18 protein-coding genes are annotated in these 21,923 nt (G+C 62.7%); 11 read left to right on the top strand and 7 right to left on the bottom strand.

The genetic code is table 11. The features are described from left to right. Window positions 1-61 precede the first annotated feature (61 nt). Window positions 62-3,559, top strand: coding sequence for a transcription-repair coupling factor (mfd, locus tag FJW03_RS07905; protein ID WP_140759964.1), 3,498 nt, complete (start codon window positions 62-64; stop codon window positions 3,557-3,559). 214 nt (window positions 3,560-3,773) lie between these two features. Next, window positions 3,774-5,147, top strand: a complete 1,374-nt coding sequence (locus tag FJW03_RS07910) for a class II 3-deoxy-7-phosphoheptulonate synthase (protein WP_140612382.1) — start codon at window positions 3,774-3,776, stop codon at window positions 5,145-5,147. A 111-nt stretch (window positions 5,148-5,258) separates the two neighbouring features. Here the strand turns inward: FJW03_RS07910 and FJW03_RS07915 are convergent, their stop codons facing one another. Next, window positions 5,259-6,329, bottom strand: coding sequence for a diguanylate cyclase (locus FJW03_RS07915; protein WP_140612384.1), 1,071 nt, complete (start codon window positions 6,327-6,329; stop codon window positions 5,259-5,261). Between the two features lie 413 nt (window positions 6,330-6,742). Here FJW03_RS07915 and FJW03_RS07920 point away from each other — a divergent pair, with 413 nt between their 5' ends. The 3 genes from FJW03_RS07920 to FJW03_RS07930 all read left to right on the top strand — a co-directional run bounded on the left by FJW03_RS07920 (window position 6,743) and on the right by FJW03_RS07930 (window position 8,313). Next, a complete protein-coding gene (locus FJW03_RS07920; protein WP_140759966.1) occupies window positions 6,743-7,159 on the top strand; it encodes a GFA family protein in 417 nt (138 codons plus the stop codon). Between the two features lie 77 nt (window positions 7,160-7,236). After that, a complete protein-coding gene (locus FJW03_RS07925; protein ID WP_140612388.1) occupies window positions 7,237-7,596 on the top strand; it encodes a diacylglycerol kinase in 360 nt (119 codons plus the stop codon). A 129-nt stretch (window positions 7,597-7,725) separates the two neighbouring features. Beyond that, window positions 7,726-8,313 carry a hemerythrin domain-containing protein gene (locus FJW03_RS07930; protein WP_140759969.1) on the top strand — a complete coding sequence of 196 codons (588 nt, stop codon included), beginning with the start codon at window positions 7,726-7,728 and terminating at the stop codon, window positions 8,311-8,313. An 8-nt stretch (window positions 8,314-8,321) separates the two neighbouring features. Here FJW03_RS07930 and FJW03_RS07935 read toward each other — a convergent pair whose 3' ends face one another. Next, window positions 8,322-8,909: a DedA family protein gene (locus FJW03_RS07935; protein WP_140759971.1), complete on the bottom strand. Its 588-nt coding sequence runs from the start codon at window positions 8,907-8,909 to the stop codon at window positions 8,322-8,324. After that, entirely contained in the window at window positions 8,906-9,469 is a 564-nt protein-coding gene (locus tag FJW03_RS07940; RefSeq protein WP_140759974.1) for a DUF1003 domain-containing protein, read from the bottom strand. Before FJW03_RS07940 ends, FJW03_RS07935 begins: the two co-directional genes overlap by 4 nt. Window positions 9,470-9,557: 88 nt before the next feature. On the opposite strand from FJW03_RS07940, the gene FJW03_RS07945 reads away from it, so the two are divergent. From FJW03_RS07945 to gltX, 4 genes are all read left to right on the top strand, one after another. Next, on the top strand, window positions 9,558-10,274 hold the full coding sequence (locus FJW03_RS07945) for a DNA-3-methyladenine glycosylase I (protein ID WP_140759976.1): 717 nt from the start codon (window positions 9,558-9,560) through the stop codon (window positions 10,272-10,274). Between the two features lie 124 nt (window positions 10,275-10,398). Beyond that, window positions 10,399-12,075: an NAD+ synthase gene (locus tag FJW03_RS07950; RefSeq protein WP_140759980.1), complete on the top strand. Its 1,677-nt coding sequence runs from the start codon at window positions 10,399-10,401 to the stop codon at window positions 12,073-12,075. Between the two features lie 54 nt (window positions 12,076-12,129). After that, a complete protein-coding gene (locus FJW03_RS07955; protein WP_140693026.1) occupies window positions 12,130-12,534 on the top strand; it encodes a GNAT family N-acetyltransferase in 405 nt (134 codons plus the stop codon). A gap of 255 nt (window positions 12,535-12,789) precedes the next feature. Then, window positions 12,790-14,163, top strand: coding sequence for a glutamate--tRNA ligase (gene gltX / locus FJW03_RS07960; RefSeq protein ID WP_140759982.1), 1,374 nt, complete (start codon window positions 12,790-12,792; stop codon window positions 14,161-14,163). On the opposite strand, the gene FJW03_RS07965 is transcribed toward gltX, so the two are convergent. The 3 genes from FJW03_RS07965 to FJW03_RS07975 form a co-directional block, all read right to left on the bottom strand. After that, entirely contained in the window at window positions 14,081-15,280 is a 1,200-nt protein-coding gene (locus tag FJW03_RS07965; protein WP_140759985.1) for a DUF2865 domain-containing protein, read from the bottom strand. The two genes, gltX and FJW03_RS07965, sit on opposite strands and share 83 nt — an antisense overlap. A gap of 72 nt (window positions 15,281-15,352) precedes the next feature. Continuing rightward, entirely contained in the window at window positions 15,353-17,677 is a 2,325-nt protein-coding gene (locus tag FJW03_RS07970) for an NADP-dependent malic enzyme (protein WP_140759987.1), read from the bottom strand. Window positions 17,678-17,853: 176 nt separating this feature from the next. Beyond that, window positions 17,854-18,633: an SDR family oxidoreductase gene (locus tag FJW03_RS07975; RefSeq protein ID WP_140759990.1), complete on the bottom strand. Its 780-nt coding sequence runs from the start codon at window positions 18,631-18,633 to the stop codon at window positions 17,854-17,856. 119 nt (window positions 18,634-18,752) lie between these two features. Between FJW03_RS07975 and FJW03_RS07980 the strand changes: the two genes are divergently transcribed. Together FJW03_RS07980 and FJW03_RS07985 are read left to right on the top strand one after the other, a co-directional pair. Further along, entirely contained in the window at window positions 18,753-19,568 is an 816-nt protein-coding gene (locus FJW03_RS07980; protein ID WP_140612408.1) for a UDP-2,3-diacylglucosamine diphosphatase, read from the top strand. A gap of 126 nt (window positions 19,569-19,694) precedes the next feature. Then, window positions 19,695-20,909 carry an MFS transporter gene (locus FJW03_RS07985; RefSeq protein ID WP_140759992.1) on the top strand — a complete coding sequence of 405 codons (1,215 nt, stop codon included), beginning with the start codon at window positions 19,695-19,697 and terminating at the stop codon, window positions 20,907-20,909. On the opposite strand, the gene dgcA is transcribed toward FJW03_RS07985, so the two are convergent. After that, complete coding sequence (dgcA, locus tag FJW03_RS07990; RefSeq protein ID WP_140759994.1) at window positions 20,880-21,863, bottom strand: N-acetyl-D-Glu racemase DgcA; 984 nt, start codon at window positions 21,861-21,863, stop codon at window positions 20,880-20,882. The two genes, FJW03_RS07985 and dgcA, sit on opposite strands and share 30 nt — an antisense overlap. Window positions 21,864-21,923 lie beyond the last annotated feature (60 nt).

Consider the following 21,923-nt stretch of genomic DNA (forward strand, 5'->3'; position numbering starts at 1 on the left):
TTCCAGGAAAAGTGCGAAGCGGTTTTCCGGCCGGAATTGCGACAACCAAGACCGTGATTTGATGAGCCTCATTCCCACCATTGGCCTGCCGAAGGGCCGCGCCGGCCAGTTCATCGTCGACGGCGTCGCCGACGGCTATGAAGCCTTTGCCCTGGTGCAGACAGCCCTCGAAATCGCACCCGACAAGCCGGTGCTGTTCGTGGCGCGGGACGGCCAGCGCCTGCCGGCGATCATCGAAGCGCTGTCCTTCGCCGCACCCCGCCTGCCGGTACTGGAGCTGCCGGCGTGGGATTGCCTGCCCTATGACCGGGTGTCGCCGGGTTCGGATGCCGCCGCCAAGCGCCTCGACGCGCTGACAGCCATGATCGCGTTGGCGAAGAAGCCGCACCGTGCCGTCATCCTCACCACCGCCAATGCGCTTCTGCAGCGTGTGCCGCCGGCCGATCTCGTCGAGGCGCAGACCTTCCATGCCAAGCCGGGCAACCAGATAGACATGAACGTGCTGATCGCGCGACTGGAAACGTCAGGCTTCGAACGCGTGCCGACGGTGCGCGGCATTGGCGAATTCGCGGTGCGCGGCGGCATTCTCGACCTGTTCGCACCCGGCTGGACCGAGGCGCTGAGGCTCGATTTCTTCGGCGATACGCTGGAATCGATTCGCGTCTTCGATGCCGCCACCCAGCGCACAACCGGCCAGCGCAAGTCGATGGCGCTGCAGGCGATGAGCGAAGTGGCGCTGACGCCCGAAACCATCAGCCGCTTCCGCCGCGCCTACATCGAAGCATTCGGCGCGCCGTCGCGTGACGACGGCCTCTACGCCGCGGTCAGCGAAGGCCGGCGCTTCGCCGGCATGGAGCATTGGCTGCCGTTCTTCTATGAGCGGCTGGAGACGGTATTCGATTATCTGCCGGACACACCCGTCGTTTTCGACCATCTCGCTCATGAGGCGCTTGCCGAACGCCACACGCTGATCCTCGACCATTACGAGGCGCGCAGGAAGCAGGCCGACAGCGCGCTAAAGGATGCCGTGCCTTACAAGCCGGTGGCGCCGGATCTGCTTTACCTCTCGCCGGAAAACCTGATCGCCTCGCTAGGACCGCGCGAAGCGATCGATTTCACGCCCTTCGACGCGCCCGATGCCGGCGCCAAGAAAGTCTATCACGCCGGCTCACGCCATGGCCGCAGCTTCGTCGAGGAACGCGCCGATCCGAACGTCAATGTCTTCGATGTTGTCGTCAGGCATATCGCCGACGAACGCGCGGCGCGCCGCCGTGTCGTCATCGCCGGCTGGACCGAAGGTTCGCTCGACCGGCTTGGGCAAATCCTGGCCGAGCATCATCTCGGCAATCTCAAACAGGTCGACACGCTGGCGGAGGCCGAACAGCTTGAGCCGGGGCAGGCGGCATTGGCCGTTCTGCCATTGGAATCCGGCTTCGAGACCGGAAAGCTGGTCGTCGTCGCCGAACAGGACATTCTCGGCGACCGGCTGATCCGGCGCTCGAAGCGCAAGAAGCGCGCGTCCGACTTCATTGCCGAAGCTTCGGCTCTATCGGCCGGCGATATCGTCGTCCATGCCGACCATGGCATTGGCCGTTTCATCGGCCTGCGCACCATCGAGGCGGTCGGCGCGCCGCACGACTGTCTCGAGATCCATTATGCCGGCGACGACCGGCTGTTTCTGCCGGTCGAGAATATCGAGCTCCTCTCGCGCTACGGTTCGGATTCGGCCGAAGCGACGCTGGACAAGCTTGGCGGCGGCGCCTGGCAGTCGCGCAAGGCAAAGCTGAAGCGGCGCCTGCTCGACATGGCCGGACAGCTGATCCGCATCGCCGCGGAGCGGCAGATGCGCGCCGCACCGCCGCTGGTGCCGGCCGAAGGCCTCTATGATGAATTCGCCGCCCGGTTCCCCTACGAGGAGACCGACGACCAGCAGACAGCGATCGATTCGGTGCGGGATGACCTTGGCGCCGGCAAGCCGATGGACCGGCTGATCTGCGGCGACGTCGGCTTCGGCAAGACCGAAGTGGCGCTTCGTGCCGCCTTCATCGCGGCGATGGAAGGATTTCAGGTCGCCGTCGTGGTGCCGACGACACTGTTGTCACGCCAGCATTTCAAGACGTTCTCCCAGCGTTTTTCAGGGCTTCCCATCCGCGTCGCCCAAGCCTCCCGGCTGGTCGGCGCCAAGGAGCTCGCGGAAACGAAGAAGGCTTTGGCCGAAGGTCAGGTCGACATCGTCGTCGGCACCCATGCGCTGCTCGGATCCTCGATCTCGTTCAAGAATCTCGGCCTGCTGATCATCGACGAGGAGCAGCATTTTGGCGTCAAGCACAAGGAACGGCTGAAGGACCTGAAGACCGATGTGCATGTGCTGACGCTGTCGGCGACGCCGATCCCGCGCACGCTGCAACTGGCGCTGACGGGCGTGCGTGAACTGTCGCTGATCGCCACGCCGCCGGTCGACCGCATGGCGGTGCGCACCTTCATCTCGCCGTTCGATCCGCTGGTCATCCGCGAAACGCTGCTTCGCGAGCGCTATCGCGGCGGGCATTCCTTCTATGTGGTTCCGCGCATCAGCGATCTCTCGGAAATTCATGATTTCTTGAAAGAATCCGTCCCCGAACTGAAGGTGGCGGTGGCTCATGGCCAGATGCCGCCTGGTGAACTGGACGACATCATGAACGCCTTCTATGACGGCCAGTACGATGTGCTTCTGTCGACGACCATCGTCGAATCCGGCCTCGACATCCCGACCGCCAACACGCTGATCATCCACCGCGCTGACATGTTCGGCCTGTCGCAGCTCTACCAGCTGCGCGGTCGTGTCGGCCGCTCGAAGGTGCGCGCCTACGCGCTCTTCACGCTGCCGGCCAACCGCAAGCTCACCGACACGGCCGAGCGCAGGTTGAAGGTGCTGCAATCGCTCGACACGCTGGGCGCCGGCTTCCAGCTTGCCAGCCATGATCTCGATATCCGTGGCGCGGGCAATCTTCTGGGCGAAGAGCAGTCCGGCCACATCAAGGAGGTGGGTTTCGAACTCTACCAGCAGATGCTGGAGGAGGCCGTCGCCGAGGTGAAGGATTCCGGCGAGGTTCAGGACGGCGGCTGGTCGCCGCAGATCGCCGTCGGCACGGCGGTGATGATCCCGGAAAGCTATGTGCCCGACCTGCAACTCAGGCTGGCGCTCTACCGCCGTCTCGGCGATCTCGAAAGCACCGAGGAGATCGATGGCTTCGGCGCCGAGCTGATCGACCGTTTCGGCCCGCTGCCGGAGGAGGTGAAGCATCTCTTGAAGATCGTCTTCATCAAGGCGCTCTGCCGCAAGGCCAATGTCGAGAAGCTCGATGCCGGGCCGAAGGGCGTCGTCATCCATTTCCGCAAGCGCGAATTCCCCAATCCGGTCGGGCTGGTCAAATTCATCGGCGAGCAGGGCTCGCTGGCCAAGATCAGGCCAGACCACAGTGTCGTCTTCGTGCGCGACTGGCCGAATGCCGAAAAACGCCTGGCGGGCTCCGCGGTTGTGATGACGCAATTGGCGAAGTTGGCGGAGAAGGCGGCCTGATCTGAGGTTTCAGGCCGTCTTGCGTGCGGCAACCCATTCGCCAGCGCTGAAATTCCGGTCTAGAATAGGAAATCGGCTTCGTGTATGGAGCCGCCACCCCATATCGGGGCAGATAGTGTGGGCGAGGTCGCCCATTCGTTGGTTTGACGCAATTCCGGACGGAAAACCGTTTCATACTTTCCTGGAATTGCTCGGAAAGAGCGTTGGTGCAGCGATGACGAAATGGTCGCCGAATTCTTGGAGAGCAAAACCGATCAAGCAGGTTCCCGCCTATCCGGATCTTGCAGCTCTGAAGAACACGGAAGCCCAGCTCGCCACCTTTCCGCCGCTGGTCTTTGCCGGTGAGGCACGCAAGTTGAAGAAGCAGTTGGCGGCGGTCGCCGCCGGTGAAGCCTTCCTGCTTCAGGGCGGTGACTGCGCCGAGAGTTTCGCCGAGCATGGCGCTGACAACATCCGCGATTTCTTCCGGGTCTTCCTGCAGATGTCGGTCGTGCTGACCTTCGCCGGCGCGCAGCCGGTGGTGAAGGTGGGCCGCGTTGCCGGCCAGTTCGCCAAGCCTCGCTCCTCCGACAACGAGACCAAGGGCGATGTGACGCTGCCGAGCTATCGCGGCGACATCATCAACGGCATCGAGTTCGACGCCAAGTCGCGTATTCCCGATCCCGCCCGCCAGGAAATGGCGTACCGCCAGTCGGCGGCGACGCTCAACCTTTTGCGCGCCTTCGCGCAGGGCGGCTATGCCAGCCTGGAGAACGTGCATCGCTGGATGCTCGGCTTCGTGTCAGACAGCCCGCAGGGCGAAAAATACGAGTCGCTGGCCAACCGCATCACCGAGACGATGGACTTCATGAAGGCCGTCGGTATCACCTCGGAAACCAACTACGCGCTGCGCGAGACCGATTTCTACACCAGCCACGAGGCGCTGCTGCTCGGCTACGAGGAAGCGCTGACCCGCGTCGATTCTACCTCGGGCGACTGGTACGCCACCTCTGGCCACATGATCTGGATCGGCGATCGCACGCGCCAGCCCGACCACGCGCATGTCGAATATTGCCGTGGCATCAAGAATCCGCTCGGCTTGAAATGCGGCCCCTCGCTGACGCCTGACGGCTTGCTGGAACTGATCGACCTGCTCAATCCCGAGAACGAGCCCGGCCGGCTGACGCTGATCGCTCGCTTCGGTTCGGACAAGGTCGCCGATCATCTGCCGAAGCTGGTGCGCGCGGTGCAGAAGGAAGGCCGCAGCGTGGTCTGGTCATCCGACCCGATGCATGGCAACACGATCGAGGCCGCGGGCTACAAGACGCGGCCGTTCGACCGTATCCTGAAGGAAGTGCAGACCTTCTTCGAGGTGCACCGCGCCGAAGGCACGCATCCCGGCGGCATCCACGTCGAGATGACCGGCAAGAACGTCACCGAATGCACGGGCGGCGCGCGCGCCATCACGGCCGAGGAATTGCAGGACCGCTACCACACGCATTGCGATCCGCGCCTCAATGCCGACCAGGCGATCGAACTGGCCTTCCTGGTGTCGGATCTGCTGAAGAAGAGCCATCCGGTCCAGCAGAAGCACGCCGTCAACGGCTGATTCGGCCAAATGGGCCGATAAACAAAGGCGCCTGGGAAACCGGCGCCTTTGCTTTTTCAGCTCATGGCTGGTGCCTCCGCCGATGCCGGCGCGATCGACGAACAGGAGGCATCAGTCCTTCTTGTAGAGAAGCCAGCTCTTGCCGGAGCGGCCGGCCATCGTCGAATGCCTGGTGACGCGGTTGCGGCCGCTGACCTTGGAGCGGTACAGCGCTCGGTCGGCCTTGGTGTAAAGGTCCTCGGGACCGTCGGCCTCGGATGCCATGCAGATGCCCATCGAGACCGTCACGGTACCGTATTTCATGCCGGTCTGGCTGCTGGTGAATGGCGTCTGTTCGATCAGCGCGCGAATGCGCTCCGCGATCTCGTAGGTGGCGTCCTCGCTGGCACCCTCGATGATCAGCGCGAACTCCTCGCCGCCGGTGCGCGCGACGAACATATCGCCGCGAATGCTGGTCTGGAAAATCTCGGCGATGATCTGGATGATCTTGTCGCCGACCGGATGGCCATACCGGTCATTGATGTCCTTGAACCGATCGATGTCGGCAAGGATCAAGGCATTGAACAGGATGCCCTTGTTGCTGTTGTAGATTCGGGTGATTTCCCTGTCGAAGGCGCGACGGTTCCAGATCTGGGTCAGCGGATCGGTGTTGGCCAGCCGCTTGTATTCCTCGAGCTTCGACTTGACGCTCTCGAGCTCCGCCGTCTTGTCATTGAGCGTCGAGGCGACCTGTCGGCCGTGGTCGATCGTCGAATTGGTAGCGATCGACATGGCGTTGGCGATTTTTTGCAGAAGATCCTGGGAGAGCAGGCTGCGGCTGTTCAGGCCGTTCGATGTCTCATCGAGAATCCTGCCGTATTTCTCGATGTGGCTGCGCTCGCTGCGCAACAGCGATGCGACTTCCTCGAGTTCCCTGGCGATGACGTCCCGCGCATGCTCCACGATGCCTGGGCCATGGTTCTGGGCAAAGAAAGAACGGCCGATCTTGTCCAACTCGTCCTGTGTGGGCCGGCTGTTCAGCGAAAGCACCGCAAGGCTGAGCTCGCGATTGGTGCCACTCAGTGCTTCATAGAAGATCTCGTAATTGCGCGGCAGGCCGAGCACGCCCAACTGGCGCATCGTCGCGACAACAGCGGATGCGATGTCAGTGTTCTGTTCGGTTGGTGCTGCTGCCGGCTGCATGTATGATACACTCTTCCCTTGGATTCCGACGCAGAATATGCGGGTCCACTGATCGCCGAACTGGGGGAGTGGCCTGCCGACATTCCAGAACATCTTGCGAAGAGACGCGTCCCCACCCACGACCTTTGCTTGAGAGACCATAATTGCGTCAGCGCTAAAGTTTCCTTAATTCGCACGACTTCCACGGGTTTTTCTCTACCTATGGCTGTAGAGACATGAATTTCCGCACCACCAATCGGGAGACAACACGCAGTTTGGCGGCTTTGAATTCGAAACCTCGCGGCGCGCTGCTGAAAATGAAATTGAATTTCGAAATCGTCACGCCAGTCGGAGTCGTATTTGCTTGCGCGTAACCAACGCAAAGCTGGAATCCTGATGACGATGATGGACGAGGTTCTTCAAGGAGTGCCGAAATGAGTGACAGTCACCAGGGATCGTGCCTGTGCAAAGCGGTCCGCTTCAGGACGCGCGGCGCGCTGCGGGGCGTCGTCTACTGTCATTGTTCGCAGTGCCGTAAACAAAGCGGGCACTTCTATGCCGCGACCAATGTCGCCGACGCCGACATCGTGATCGAAGGCGCGGAAAACATCACCTGGTACGAGGCGTCCGACTTCGCCAGGCGCGGCTTCTGCAAAGTATGCGGGTCACTGCTTTTCTGGAACCCAACGGATCGAGACTACATTTCGGTCCTGGCAGGATCGTTCGACAAGCCGACAGATCTCAAGGGCGAATGCCATATCTTCGTCGGCGACAAGGGCGACTATTATTCGATCCACGACGGGCTGCCGCAGTTTGAAAAGTCGACGCCGTCGATATTGGTCGCTGAATGAATTTTGGACAAGACGCCTTATTCCATTGATCGGGCCGTTGCTTTATCCCGTGCCGGTGGTTCGCAAAGGGGTCTAGCATGCAGCGGCTGATCGATGCTTTTATCAATTCGGTGCGGGCATTTCGCAAGCTCGCCGTTAGTGAAAAGGCTTTCCAGCAGGAACTGATGCTGCTGGTGCTGGCTTTGCCCGCGGGCTGGTTCATTTCGGTGTCGTGGCGCAGCTACGCGCTGCTGATCGGCGCAGTGCTGCTCCTGATCATGGTCGAGGTGCTGAACACCGGCATCGAGGCGGCCTGTGACGCAATTTCTCGTGAATTCCACATCGACATCCAGCTCGCCAAGGATTGCGGCTCGCTGGCGGTGCTGATTTCGGTCGTGATTGCTGGTGGCGTCTGGGGCATCGCTCTCATCGAGCGCGTAACCGGGGTTCCGATCTGAGACTCTGATCCCTACATGATGGTCACCAGAGCCTGATCCCGATGAAATCGGGACGCTCTGGTTTATGTTGGCCATGATCTTTTCCGAAGACCGATTTTACGTTTCGGGATCATGGCTAAGGAAACCGTCATGTCCGAATTTACAAAATCCCTGCTTCTCGAACGCAAAGGCTTGCCGGATGACCTACGCTGGCTGACCGAGAAATATCCGCGCGAAACCTGGCAGGGCCACGCCAACATTCACGGCATCGCCAATATGTGGCTGCAGCGGCACGACATGTTCCGCGAGCTCGGCGGCATGCTCACCAACGGCATTGGCGATTATCGCGAAGGCAGGCTGACGGCACCCGATTTCGCGCGCTGGTTCGCACCGCGTCTCAATCATTTTCTCGGAAATCTTGATGGCCACCACAATGTCGAGGACCATCATTATTTCCCGGTCTTTGCCAAGGCGGAGGCGCGGCTCAAGCGCGGCTTTGAAATCCTCGACGCCGACCACCACACGATCCATGAAGGACTGGAACGTAACGCCGAGGCGGCGAAAGCCTTTATCCGCACGCTTCAGGAAGGCGAGGACAAGCAGCGCTTCGCTGCCGATGCCTATGCCGACGAGAACAGCCGGCTGATCGCGATGCTGACCCGGCATCTCGCCGACGAGGAGGATCTGATCATCCCGCTGATCCTCGACCGAGGCGATCGGGCGCTTGATATAGACTGACGATCAGCTCAGCTTTCCCTGGCTCGCTCCTTGCTGGCGACATGGCGCGCCACAAGCCAGGCAATGATGGCCACCGCCAGACCGATCCCCAGACCGATCAACAGCCGCTCGTGGCGGGCCAATGCCTTGCCGATAAGCTGCTCGGCTCCCAGCCCGAAGACGTAGCCGATCGTGCCGAACAGGATTGCCCAAACCGTCGACGAGACGGCGTTGAGGACGACGAAACGCAGCATCGAGATGCGCGACAGTCCGGCCGCTATGCCGCCGACGAGGCGCATGCCGTAGACGTAACGGTTCGACAGTACGAAAATGTTGGGATGGGTGTTGAGCAGATGGTAGGCGCGGCGGAAACCGGGGCGCCGGCGCAATCTCACGACATAGCGATGATCGGCAAAGCTTCGCCCAAGGATGAAGAAGCCCGTATCGCCGGCGAAGGCGCCGAGTGCTGCCGCGACGAAGGCATGCCACAGTACGAAGATATGCTGGTGGGCGAAGAAGCCGCCGAGGATGGCCGCACTTTCTCCTTCGGCAACGCAGCCGAGAAAGACCGCAAGCAGCCCGTATTGTTCGATGAAATGATGGATCGTGTCGGTCATGAAGCCGGCTGCTGCTGCGACAGCCTTTCATCGATCCGTTGTACCTGTTCGGCCAGCCGCACGATCTCGTCGCGCATGCCGAGGATCTGGCTATGGCGCAGTTCGTCGAGCTTTTCATGCAGCGCCATGATTTCGATCTCTGCCTTCAAATTGACCTCGTAATCATGGGCGGCATCGATGCGGTCGCGCTCGGTCTGCCGGTTCTGCGCCATCATGATCACCGGCGCCTGAATGGCGGCAAGCATCGACAGGATGAGGTTGAGGAAGATGAACGGGTAGGGGTCGAAGGCATCGCGTGACAGGAGCCAGACATTGCCAGCGGTCCAAAGGACCAGGAAAGCCAGAAAGGCGAGGATGAAGGACCAGGAACCGCCGATGCGGGCGATGGCGTCGGCAAGCCGGTCGCCAAAGGTCTGGTGGAAGGCGACAGCCTTGTTGGTGTCCCTGGTGATGGTGGTGCGCTCGAACGTTGACTGCAGCACACGGCTCTCCAACTGGGTGAGGCCGTCCGGCCGTCGCTTGAACCAACGATTCGCCAGTTCATCGATCGTCTTGTACATGGCTGTCTCCAAGTCTGGGCTGGCGATAGAGGTAGAGGCTGCCGGCTCCCAGGGGAAGTGATACATTGCGGCGGACAGCGAGGGACCGATGGCTGATTTTCAGAAAATTCGCCTGCGCGCGGCAAAACGCAAGGGCGGCGAAGCGGAGCTTTCGACGCTGCTGGGCCCGGTACCCGACAACACCGCCGTCGCCGCGATCGCGGACGACCGCATTCTCTCGACGATGGCCGAGCGGATTTTCGCCGCCGGTTTCGTCTGGCGCGTCATCGAGCAGAAATGGCCAGGCTTCGAGGAGGCGTTTCTGCGTTTCGAGCCGAAGCGGCTGTTGTTCCAGCCTGACGATTTCTGGCACGATCTGGCTTCCGATCAGCGCATCGTGCGCAATCCGCAGAAGATCAGGTCCGTTCGCGACAATGCCGCCTTCGTCGAGCGTGTGTCCAGAGAGCATGGCGGCTTCGGTCATTTCCTTGCTGAATGGCCGGCCGACGACCAGGTCGGACTGATGGCCTATCTCGGCAAGCATGGCAGCCGGCTCGGCGGCAACACCGGCCAGTATTTCCTGCGCTGGCTGGGCTGGGATGCCTTCGTCATTTCGACCGATATGGCGGCGGCACTTCGCGACGCCGGGCTCGACATCGCCGAAAGCCCGACCTCGAAAAAGGATCTCGACAAAGTCCAGGCGCAGATCAACCGGTGGGCTGCCGAGACAGGTTTGCCGCGGCGGCACATTTCGCGCATCCTGGCGATGTCGATCGGCGACAACCATTCTCCGCAAGCGCTGCGCGAGTATATGGGCGAGGACTGATCATCGGTCTGGACACTGTTCACCCAGGTCATTCGGCCTGACACGACTGACGTATGTCACTTGGTCCGAGTGGTCCAAGCGAACGCCATTGCGAGGCGGATTTTGCCGCGCTAAGTCAGCAGGCATGACCAAGAAGCCTGACATCCTGCGCATCGCAATCGCTCAGCTCAACCCGACTGTCGGCGATGTCGCCGGCAACCTCGCCAAAGCCCGCGAGGCGAGGGCGGATGCCGCCCGCCAGGGGGCCGATCTCGTGCTCTATACGGAGCTTTTCCTCGCCGGCTATCCGCCGGAGGATCTGGTGCTGAAGCCGGCCTTCCTGAAAGCCTGCGAGCGGGCGGCGCAAGACTTCGCCGCCGACACCGCCGATGGCGGCCCCGGTGTCATCATCGGCACGCCGCTGAAGCGCAAGAGCGGCACGCACAATTCGATCGTCTTCGCCGACGGCGGCAAGATCATCGCCGAACGCTACAAGCTCGATCTTCCCAACTACGGCGAATTCGACGAGAAGCGCGTCTTCCAGGCCGGGCCCGAGATCCAGGGGCCGGTCAATTTCCGCGGCGTGCGCATCGGGATTCCGATCTGCGAGGACATCTGGGGCGAGATCGGCATCTGCGAGACGCTTGCCGAAAGCGGGGCGGAAATCCTGCTGGTGCCGAACGGCTCGCCCTATTACCGCGCCAAGATCGATGTCCGCCAACAGGTCGTCATCAAGCAGGTCATCGAGTGCGGCCTGCCGATCATCTATGCCAACCAGCTCGGCGGCCAGGACGAGCTGATCTTCGACGGCGCGTCGTTTGCTATCGGCGCCGACAGACGGCTTGCCTTCCAGATGAGCCAGTTCGAGGAAGCGGTTGACGTCACCACCTGGAAAAGACAGGACGATCATTGGGCCTGCTCTGAGGGGCCGATGTCGAAAATCCCCGAGTGGGAGGAAGCCGACTACCGGGCCTGCATGCTGGGTCTGCGCGACTATGTCAACAAGAACGGCTTCAAGAATGTCGTGCTCGGCCTGTCGGGCGGCATCGATTCGGCGATCTGCGCGGCCCTTGCCGTCGACGCACTTGGCGAGGAACGGCTGCGCGCGGTGATGATGCCTTACCGCTACACGTCGAAGGATTCGCTGAAGGACGCCGAGGACTGCGCCCGCGCGCTCGGCTGCCGCTATGACATCGTGCCGATCTTCGAGCCGGTCGAAGGCTTCATGCATGCGCTGACGCAGCTTTTCGAGGGCACCAAGGAAGGCATCACCGAAGAGAACCTGCAGAGCCGTGCGCGCGGCACCATCCTGATGGCGATCTCCAACAAGTTCGGCTCGATGGTCGTCACCACGGGCAACAAGAGCGAGATGTCCGTCGGCTACGCCACTCTCTATGGCGACATGAACGGCGGCTTCAACCCGATCAAGGACCTCTACAAGATGCAGGTCTACGCGCTGTCGCGCTGGCGCAACAGCCATGTGCCGCCGGGCGCGCTCGGGCCTTCCGGCGAGGTCATCCCGAAGAACATCATCGACAAGGCGCCGTCGGCGGAATTGCGCGAGAACCAGACCGACCAGGATTCGCTGCCGCCCTATCCGGTGTTGGACGACATCCTGGAATGCCTGATCGAGAACGAGATGGGCGTCGATGACATCGTGGCGCGCGGCCACGACCGGGCGACGGTGACGCGTATAGAGCATCTGCTCTACATCGCGGAATACAAACGCCGGCAGGCGGCACCGGGCGTGAAGATCACCAGGAAGAATTTCGGCCGCGACCGCCGCTATCCCATCACCAACCGTTTCAGGGATCGCGGGTAGGCGCGTTTCGCCTGCTGACCGAAAATTTCGCCGCACTGTGGCGAGGACAGAGCCATGCCTGAGTGTGAAATCAGCTTCGACCTGTCGCGGATCGATTTCCGGGCGACGTCGGATCTGTTGATGGCGAGCTACTGGGGCGACGGACGCAGCGATGAAACGCACCGCCGCGCCTTTGCCCATTCGTTCTGCGCCGCCGCCTATATCGACGGCAAACAGGTCGGCTTCGGTCGGGCCATCACCGACCGCACGGTGTTCGCCTATCTCGCCGACATCATCGTCTGGCCGCAGCATCGCGGGCGAGGCATCGGGTTGCGGCTGGTGCGGGCACTCATCGACCATCCGGAGCTAAGCACCGTTTCGCACTGGAGCCTGTCGACCAGCGATGCGCACGGCATGTACGAGAAGCTGGGTTTCAAGCCGTCCACCGATGGCCGATATATGCGCCTTGCGCCCGAATGACATCATGGCTTGTTCTAAGATCGATTTGCGCGCGAGCGCGTTTCGCAGTGTTCTTGGCTTCACTTTTCTCCATTGGCGGCGCCAGCCCTGGCGGCTTTCGCTGATCACTGACCAAGGGTCTGGTGGTCTGACCGAACCGGGGCCATGCGTGACGCATGGCCCCGGTCTTTTCAAGACGCGCGCCATGTTCTATGTCTGCGGCATGGTGCGGGGGCGCATCTTGTCAATCACAAAGGCATCCGGTACGCCCCGCTCATGACAGTTACCGTTCGTTTCGCTCCGTCACCGACCGGCCGCATCCATATCGGCAATGCGCGCACCGCTTTGTTCAACTGGCTGTTTGCCGTGAAGAACAAGGGCCGCTTCATCCAGCGCTTCGACGACACCGACATCGCCCGCTCGAAGCAGGAATTCTCCGACGCCATCCTCTACGACCTGCATTGGCTGGGCATTTTCCCGGACGCCACGGAATATCAGTCGCGGCGTTTCGAGGTCTATGACGCGGCGGTCGAGCGGCTGAAGGCAGCGGGGGTTCTGTACGCCTGCTACGAAACGCCGGAGGAACTGGATCTCAGGCGCAAAGTGCGCCGCACGCGCGGCCTGCCGCCGGTCTACGGCCGCGAGGCCTTGGCGCTGACCCACGATCAGATTGCCGAATATCAGGCCGACGGGCGCAAGCCGCACTGGCGCTTCCTGCTGCCCAATTTCACCAGCGATCCGCAGCAGCCGGAGCGCACCGAGATCCACTGGAACGATCTGGTGCGTGGCGAGGAAACGGTCGATCTGGCCTCTCTGTCCGACCCGGTCCTGGTGCGGGAGGACGGCACGTACCTTTACACACTGCCATCCGTCGTCGACGACATCGATATGGGAGTCAGCCATGTCATCCGCGGCGACGACCATGTCACCAACACCGGCGTGCAGATCGCTCTGTTCAAGGCGCTGGGCGCCGAGCCGCCGGTCTTCGGCCACCACAATCTCTTGACCACCGTGTCGGGCGAGGGACTGTCGAAGCGCACCGGGGCACTGTCCATCGAAAGCCTGCGCGAGGATGGCATCGAGCCGATGGCCGTCGCTTCGCTGGCCGTGCTGGTCGGGACTTCGGAAAACGTCGCGGCCGCGCACGACCTGACGGAACTCGGCAGTCATTTCGACCCGGCCGCGACGTCAAAATCGTCGGCCAAGTTCGATCCGGACGAGCTTTTCGTGCTCAACCGAGCCCTGCTGCACCATATGCCGTTCGACGAGGCACGAGACAGGCTGATGGTGCTCGGTATCTCCGGCGAACAGGCCGAGCCCTTCTGGCTGGCCGTGCGCGGCAACCTTGACCGGCTCGCCGACGCCGTGGGCTGGTGGCGCATCCTGCGCGAGGGGCCGCAGGAGCGGTCCGAATTCTCCGCCGACGACCGCGATTTTCTGCATCAGGCCTTTGACATCCTGCCGGAGGAGCCCTGGAACGGGACGGTCTGGAAGGACTGGACGGGCAAGATCAGGGAAGCGACCGGGCGCAAAGGCAAGGGGCTGTTCATGCCGCTCAGACTTGCCCTTACTGGACTGCCTTCGGGGCCGGAGCTTGCAGATTTATTGCCGCTGATGGGTCGGGAAGGAACGTTGGCCCGACGACCCTGACCCTGCGCTGCTCCGGCGGCAGGGCCGAGACGGGCGACGTCACCGGCTTCGCGGAAAGCCGCTTGATGGCTTCGCGGTCGAGGCCGCCTTCTCTATTGGCCAGCGTTTCCGGGTCGGCACCCGGATCTGGCTTTGAGGCCGGAATGGGAACGAAAGGCGCGGCCGCTTCGGGCTGCGGTTGTGTCGGATTCGACGGATTGCCGCCAATGATCTGGAAATTCTGCGCGGCGTTGCAGCCGCAGGCCGGTGGCCGCGACATGTTGGACTGATTGTAGAGATAAGCGGTCGGCAATTCACTGTAGGACCTGCCGGTGACCGATGACGTCATCGAGGCCGAATCGTCATCCATGCCGCGCGAATAGAAGACCTGCATCTCGGTGCCGGGGCAGCTCGATTCGCAATTTTTCTGGTCGCGTTCGAAATCGCCGGCCGAGGCGGCGTTCGACATGGGAAAGAAATAGCCGTCGCAAGTACGCACGCAGGTGGTGTGGAACTCGCCGCCTGTGCCTGCAAAGTCCGGAGTGCCGGGCAGGTTCAGGACGCGGCGGACGTTGCGCTCCTCGCCGGAATCATCGGGCTGGTCCAATGTATCGACCTGTCGGCTGTCGCCGCCGAAAAGCTGGTCGAACAGGTTCGTGTTGTCGTCTTCCCCACGCTCGGCGTCCTGCAGCGGAGCGCGGTGTTGGGAGGCAGCATCGTCGCGGCAGCCATTGGCGTCGAGCGCCGCCAGGATGCGGCCACGATCGCGGCGTGAGCCGCCGCCGGCGAGCTGTGCACGCTTGGCCTGCAGGCTGTCGAGATTGGCGTTCATGCGGTCGATGGTGGCGTTGAGACCGGCGCATTGATTGATGTTGCGGGAAAACAGCGAAAATCCGCACCCGACGCTGCTCGCCTGATCGCGTGCCCTCGATATCTGTTGGCGCTGCCTATCGATCGCGGCATCGTATTTCCGGATCATTGCCGGACCTCCGCCCCCGCCGCGCGAAGCCGCGGCAAGATCGGCCTCCAACTGGCGGCAGACCCGCGAGGCGGCCTGCGGCTTGGTGATCGCGGCACCGGACAGGAAGAGGCCGAGCAGCACGGCAGCATGCGCCTGCTTCCACCCTCCGCCTGTCATCCGCCCAACTCCGCCATCGTCCGCAAGGCTACCGTGTTCGCGGTTAATCGCAGTTTACCGCGAAATCGTGGCTCAGCCCAGGTTGGCGATCGCCTGTGCCTTGTGCGCGGCCTCGACCACGGCCAGCGCCGTCATGTTGACCACACCGCGTGACGTGACCGACGGCGTCAGAATGTGCGCCGGCTTGTCGGTGCCGAGCAGGATCGGCCCGACATGCAGGGCATCCATCATGGCGCGCAGCGCCGTCAGCGTGATGTTGGCCGAATCGAGATTCGGGAACACCAGCAGATTGGCTTCGCCCTTCAGGCGCGAATGCGGATAGACGCGCTGGCGCAGATGCTCCGACAAAGCGGAATCGGCATGCATTTCGCCGTCGCACTGCAGTTCCGGCGCGATCCGCGCCAGGATCGCCGCCGCCTGCCGCATCTTGAGCGCGCTCGGCGAATCGCGCGAGCCGAAGTCCGAATGCGAGAGCAATGCTGCCTTCGGCTCGATGCCGAAGCGCTGGATTTCCTCCGCCGCCAGCACGGTCATCTCGGCGATCTCCTCGGCCGTCGGGTCGACGGAGACGTGGGTGTCGGTGAGAAAGATAATGCCGCGCTGCGAGATCAGCATCGACAGCGTCGACAGGTCATAGTCCCTGATGCCGGCGCGCGGCCCGATGATCAGCGTGACGTTGCGCAGATGCCGCTCGAAGCGCCCTTCGAGGCCACAGACCATGGCGTCCGCATCGCCGCGCTTCAGCGCCAGGGCCGCGATCACCGTATTGTCGGTGCGCACCATCGTGCGCGCGGCCTCCGTCGTCACGCCGCGCCGGCCCGCGAGTTCGATCAGGAGGTCGACATAGTGGCGATAGCGCGGATCGTCCTCGGGGTTGATCAGGCCGAAATCGACGCCCGGCTTGATGCGCAGGCCGTAGCGTTTCAGCCTGACCTCGACGACATGCGGACGGCCGATCAGGATCGGCTCGGCGATGCCTTCCTCAAGCACCACCTGGGCGGCGCGTAGCACGCGCTCATCCTCGCCGTCGGCATAGATGACGCGCTTGGCGCTCGAAGCCTTGGCGGACGAGAACACCGGCTTCATCACCAGGCCCGAGCGGAAGACGAAGCGATTGAGCTTGTCGACATAGGCGGCGAAGTCGGTGATCGGCCGTGTGGCGACACCGGTGTCGCATGCCGCCTTGGCAACCGCCGGCGCGATACGCAGGATGAGACGCGGATCGAAGGGCGAGGGGATCAGGAATTCGGGTCCGAAGATCGGCGTCTCGCCGGAATAGGCGCGTGCGGCGACGTCCGATGGCTCCTCGCGGGCAAGGGCGGCGATGGCCCGCACCGCGGCCATCTTCATCTCCTCGTTGATGGCGCTGGCACCGCAATCCAACGCGCCTCGGAACATGTAAGGAAAACACAGGACATTATTGACCTGATTGGGAAAATCGGACCGGCCAGTGCAGATCATGGCGTCGGGACGCGCCGCGCGCGCCACTTCCGGCATGATCTCCGGATTGGGGTTGGCCAGAGCCAGGATCAAGGGCTTCGGCGCCATATGCTCGAGCAGTTCCGGCTTCAGCACGCCCGCCGCCGAAAGGCCGAGGAAAACGTCGGCGCCTGGGAGGACATCGGCAAGCGTGCGCGCCTCGGTGTCCTTCACATAGGGGTCTTTCCAGCGATCCATCTCGTCGGCCCGGCCTTTGTAGGCGACGCCGAAGCGGTCGGTGACCCAGATGTTTTCGACCTTGGCGCCAAGCGAGACCAGAAGGTTCAGGCAGGCGAGCGCGGCAGCACCCGCGCCGGAGGTGACGATCTTGATGTCCGATATGGTCTTGCCGGCGAATTCCAGCCCGTTGAGCACGGCGGCGGCGACAATGATGGCGGTGCCGTGCTGGTCGTCGTGGAACACCGGAATGCCCATGCGGGCCTTCAGCCGTTCCTCGACTTCAAAACACTCCGGCGCCTTAATGTCCTCGAGGTTGATACCGCCGAAAGTGGGCTCGAGAGCGGCGACGGTCTCGACCATGCGCTCGATCTCCGGGGCGTCGATCTCGATGTCGAAGACATCGATACCGGCGAACTTCTTGAACAGGACCGCCTTGCCTTCCATGACCGGCTTCGAGGCCAGCGGGCCGATATTGCCGAGGCCGAGGACGGCCGAGCCGTTGGAGACGACACCCACCAGATTGGCACGGGCCGTGTAGTCGGCGGCGGTCGCCGGATTGTCGCGAATCTCGAGGCAAGGGGCCGCCACGCCGGGCGAATAGGCGAGCGCCAGGTCGCGCTGGTTGCCGAGCGGCTTGGTCGCCTGGATCTCAAGCTTTCCCGGCGTCGGATGCTTGTGGAAGTAGAGGGCGGCTTCGTCGAGATCCGAACGTGCCGTCTTCTTGTTCTCGCCTTCCATGCGGCCGCTCCCTCGAAACCTGCTTCGAGAATTCTTTTAGCATGCGTCCGAGGTTTGTCGCGACGCTAAACTACGCGCCCACACCTTCAGGAGTCGGCACGTCGAACGTCATGATCCGTCAAATACTTACGGTGATTGCGTGCCAGATGAGTCCAGCCGCTTCGTCGACCTTTCGATCAGAAGGCGCTGACGTAGAGACCGCCGTCGACCGGTATGTTCTGTCCGGTCAGATAGCCGGCATGGACCGAGCACAGGAAGGCGCAGATCTGGCCGAATTCTTCCGGCGTGCCGAGCCGCTTGGCAGGCACATCGGCGCTGATGCGGGTCTTGCGCGCCGCGGCCGCCGCGGGATCCTCGACGGTACCGGCCTCGTGCGGGCCGCGCAGGCGGTCGGTGTCGAGCTTGCCGGGCAGGAGAGAGTTGATGGTGACGTTGCGATCGATCACCGTTCGCGCCACGCCTGCAAGGAACGAGGTCAGGCCGGCGCGCGCGCCGGAAGACAGGTCAAGGCCTGGGATGGGGACATAGACCGACAGCGAGGTGATGTTGACGATGCGACCGAAGCCGCGCGCCGCCATGCCGTCGAGGACGGCCTGCACCAGCTCGATCGGCGTCACCATGTTCTGAGTGACGCCTTCGAGGATCTTGGCGCGATCGAGCTCGCGGAAATCGCGAAGCGGCGGACCGCCATTGTTGTTGACGAGGATATCGGGTTCCGGGCAGGCGGCAAGCAGCGCCTTCTGCACCTCCGGTTTCGAAACGTCGCCGACGACTTCCGTCACCGTCACGCCATAGCGCTGGCGCAGCTCGGCGGCGGTTTTCGCCACCAGCTCCGCGTTGCGCCCGTTGACGACGATATCGCAACCCGCTTCGGCCAGCGCCATGGCACAGCCTTTTCCAAGTCCCTTGCTCGAAGCGCAGACGATGGCCTTCTTTCCGGCGATACCGAGATCCATGACAATTTCTCCTGTGATTTGCCCGGCAGGCTAGCGCTAGCGCTGGACCAATCGCAACCGTCATACGGTTGTTGCATGAATCGGCGCATAGGCTGCTCGAAAGCAAGGGTGAAATCGCGATGTCAGGCCAAGAGCCCCGCACTTTCCGCAGCATGTTCATTTCCGACGTCCATCTGGGCTCGAAGGCGGCGAAGGCCGAGTTCCTGATCGATTTCCTGCGCTATCATGACGCCGACATCATCTATCTGGTCGGTGATATCGTCGACGGCTGGCGGCTGCGGCGCAGCTGGCACTGGCCGCAAAGCCACAACGACGTGGTGCAGAAACTGCTGCGCAAGGCGCGCAAGGGCGCCAGCATCACCTATATCGCCGGCAACCACGACGAGTTCGCCCGCCAGTTCCAGGGCGTGCATTTCGGCGGCATCGTCGTCGCCGACCGTGCGATCCACGAAACCGCCGATGGCAAGCGCCTGCTCGTCATCCATGGCGACCAGTTCGACACCGTCGTCCACAATCAGCGCTGGCTCGCCTATCTCGGCGATCATGCCTATGACGCCGCGATGATCGTCAACCGCGTGGTGACGCGGCTCCGCCAATTGCTCGGCCTGCCCTACTGGTCGTTCTCGTCCTGGGCAAAGGTCAAGGTCAAGAAGGCGGTCAACTTCATCGGCTCGTTCCAGACCGTGCTCACCGAGGAGGCGCGCCGCTCGCATGTAGACGGCGTCATCTGCGGCCACATCCACCATGCGGCGATCGAGAATTTCGAGGACGTGCGCTACATCAACACCGGCGACTGGGTGGAGAGCTGCACGGCCGTGGTCGAACATTTCGACGGCCGGATGGAAATCCTGACCTGGGCGCATGTCCTGCCAGAGGCGCCGGACGAGCCCTTCATTCCGTTGCTCATCGAAGATCGGGTAGGGCAGGCGGCCTGAGCCGAATTCCCACGAGGTTCGGCATTAATCGATTAGTCCAACCGGTTTCGCCCGGTTTTCCGCTATGTTATGGGTCGACCCACGTTGCTGACCGGCCGACGGAACGCGGCGCAATTGGATCGATTCATGTCCCTGCCGCCGCTTTCGCCAGAACGACTCGTCAAGCCACCCCATTTCGAACTGCGCATGAGCCTTATCTTCGGCTCGTTGTTCCTGTCGCTTGGCACGCATCTGCCCTATTTCCCGCTCTGGCTGCAGGCCAAGGGGTTTCACGCCGAGCAGATCGCCGTCATCCTGGCGGCGCCCATGTTCATGCGCGTGGTGACGACGCCGTTGCTGACCACACTCGCCGATCGGGCGAGGGACCGCGCCGATGTCTATGTCGCGCTGGTGGCGGCCGCGCTGCTTTTGTCGGCCGGGTATTTTCTCACGCCGACCTACTCGACGGTGCTGGCTGTGTCGCTGGCGCTGACCATCGTCTGGACGCCGCATTCGCCGATCGCCGATTCGCTGGCGCTTTCGGGCGTGCGCCGCTTCGGCTCGAACTACGCCAGCATGCGCAAATGGGGGTCGATCTGCTATCTCTGCGCCAATGTCGCGGGCGGCTTCATCCTGGCGGCCAGCGATCCTCAAGCCGTTCCGGTCATCATATTCCTGGCCCTCGGCGCGGCACTTGCTGCAGGGCTGCTGGCGCCGCGCATGGGGCGGCCGCGCAAGGCCTCGCCGCTGTCGGCGGTGGAAATCCAGCACGCGGCGCCGAGCCTGTTCAACGCCTATTTCCTCTACTTCACCCTTGGCGTCGGCATCATCACCGCCAGCCACGCATTCCTCTATGGCTTCGTTTCCATCTACTGGAAATCGATAGGCCTCAGCGATTCGGTCGTCGGCCTGCTGTGGGCTTGGGGCGTGGTGTCCGAAGTCTGCATGTTTCTGTTTTTCAACCGCATTTTTGCCTCCGTGCCCGTCGTCAGGGTGATGGTCATCGCCGGCATCGGGTCGATCGTACGCTGGATCATCTTTCCACTGGTTTGGCCGCTCGGCCTTGGCATCGCCGGCTTCTTCGCCGTGCAGTCGCTGCATTCGGTGTCCGTCGCGATGGTGCTGATCGGCCTGCAGAAAATGATCGGCGAGACCGTCTCGGAAGAGCGCACGGGCGCCGCGCAAGGCATCGCCTATTTCTTCAACGGCTTCTTCATGGCCGCCGTCACGCTCGCCTCCGGTCCGCTCTATGACCGTCTCGGGGTCGACGGTTTCCTGGCGATGATTCCGATCGCCATCATCGGCCTGGTGCTGATCGGGCTTGCCGCGCGCTCAGCCCCACAGCGCCCGGTCCGGGGGTAATACGAGCGAACCCTGGTAGACCAGACCCGGCTCGCGGTCGCGCGCAAGCAGCAGCGGGCCATCGAGGTCGACGTAATCGGCTCCCTGCGCAAGCAGCACCGCCGGCGCCATCGCCAGCGATGTGCCGACCATGCATCCGACCATGATACCGAACCCCAGATCCCGAGCCCGGTCGCGAAGCACGAGCGCCTCCGTCAGGCCGCCCGTCTTGTCGAGCTTGATGTTGACCGCGTCGTAGAGGCCGACCAGCGAACCGAGGTCCTTTGTCTCATGCACGCTTTCGTCGGCACAGATCGGCACCGTATGCGCAATCCGGCGCAGGACCTCGTCGTGTCCGGCAGGCAGGGGCTGTTCGACAAGCGCGATGCCATGTTGTGCGGCAAAGGCGAGATTGGCCTCGATGTTCTCGTCGGTCCACCCCTCATTGGCATCGAGGATGATACGGCTTTGCGGCGCAGCTTCCGTAACAGCGCGAATCCTGGCCATGTCGTTGCCGCCCCCGATCTTGACCTTGAGCAGGGGCCGCATGGCATTGGCACGTGCCTGCGCTGCCATCGCCTCCGGTTCGGCGAGCGACAGGGTATAGGCTGTCTCGAGGCTCGACAGCGGAACGGCATGCATGGCGTCGGCAACCGGTATTCCGCTGATCTTTGCCTCGAGATCCCAAAGAGCGCAGTCTACAGCGTTGCGGGCGGCGCCGCCCGCCATGGCGGAGAGCAGGGCGGTCCGATCCATGCCGCCGGCAATCCGTTCGCGCATCGCCTCTATCGCGTCGCGCACGCTGTCGATGGTCTCGCCATAGCGCCTGTAGGGAACGCATTCGCCGCGCCCGACATGTCCGTCTTCGCGGATCGTGCAGGTGATGACCTCGGCCTCGGTCTTGGAGCCGCGCGAAATGGTGAAGATTCCGTCGATCGGGAAACGTTCCGCCTCGACCGAAATGACACGCGCCATATTTTTCTGCTCCGGCTGTGCGAGAAGGGTTGTCGGCAAATCGACAAGGTCGGACCCATC

The organism is Mesorhizobium sp. B4-1-4 (assembly GCF_006439395.2).
Taxonomy (GTDB): domain Bacteria; phylum Pseudomonadota; class Alphaproteobacteria; order Rhizobiales; family Rhizobiaceae; genus Mesorhizobium.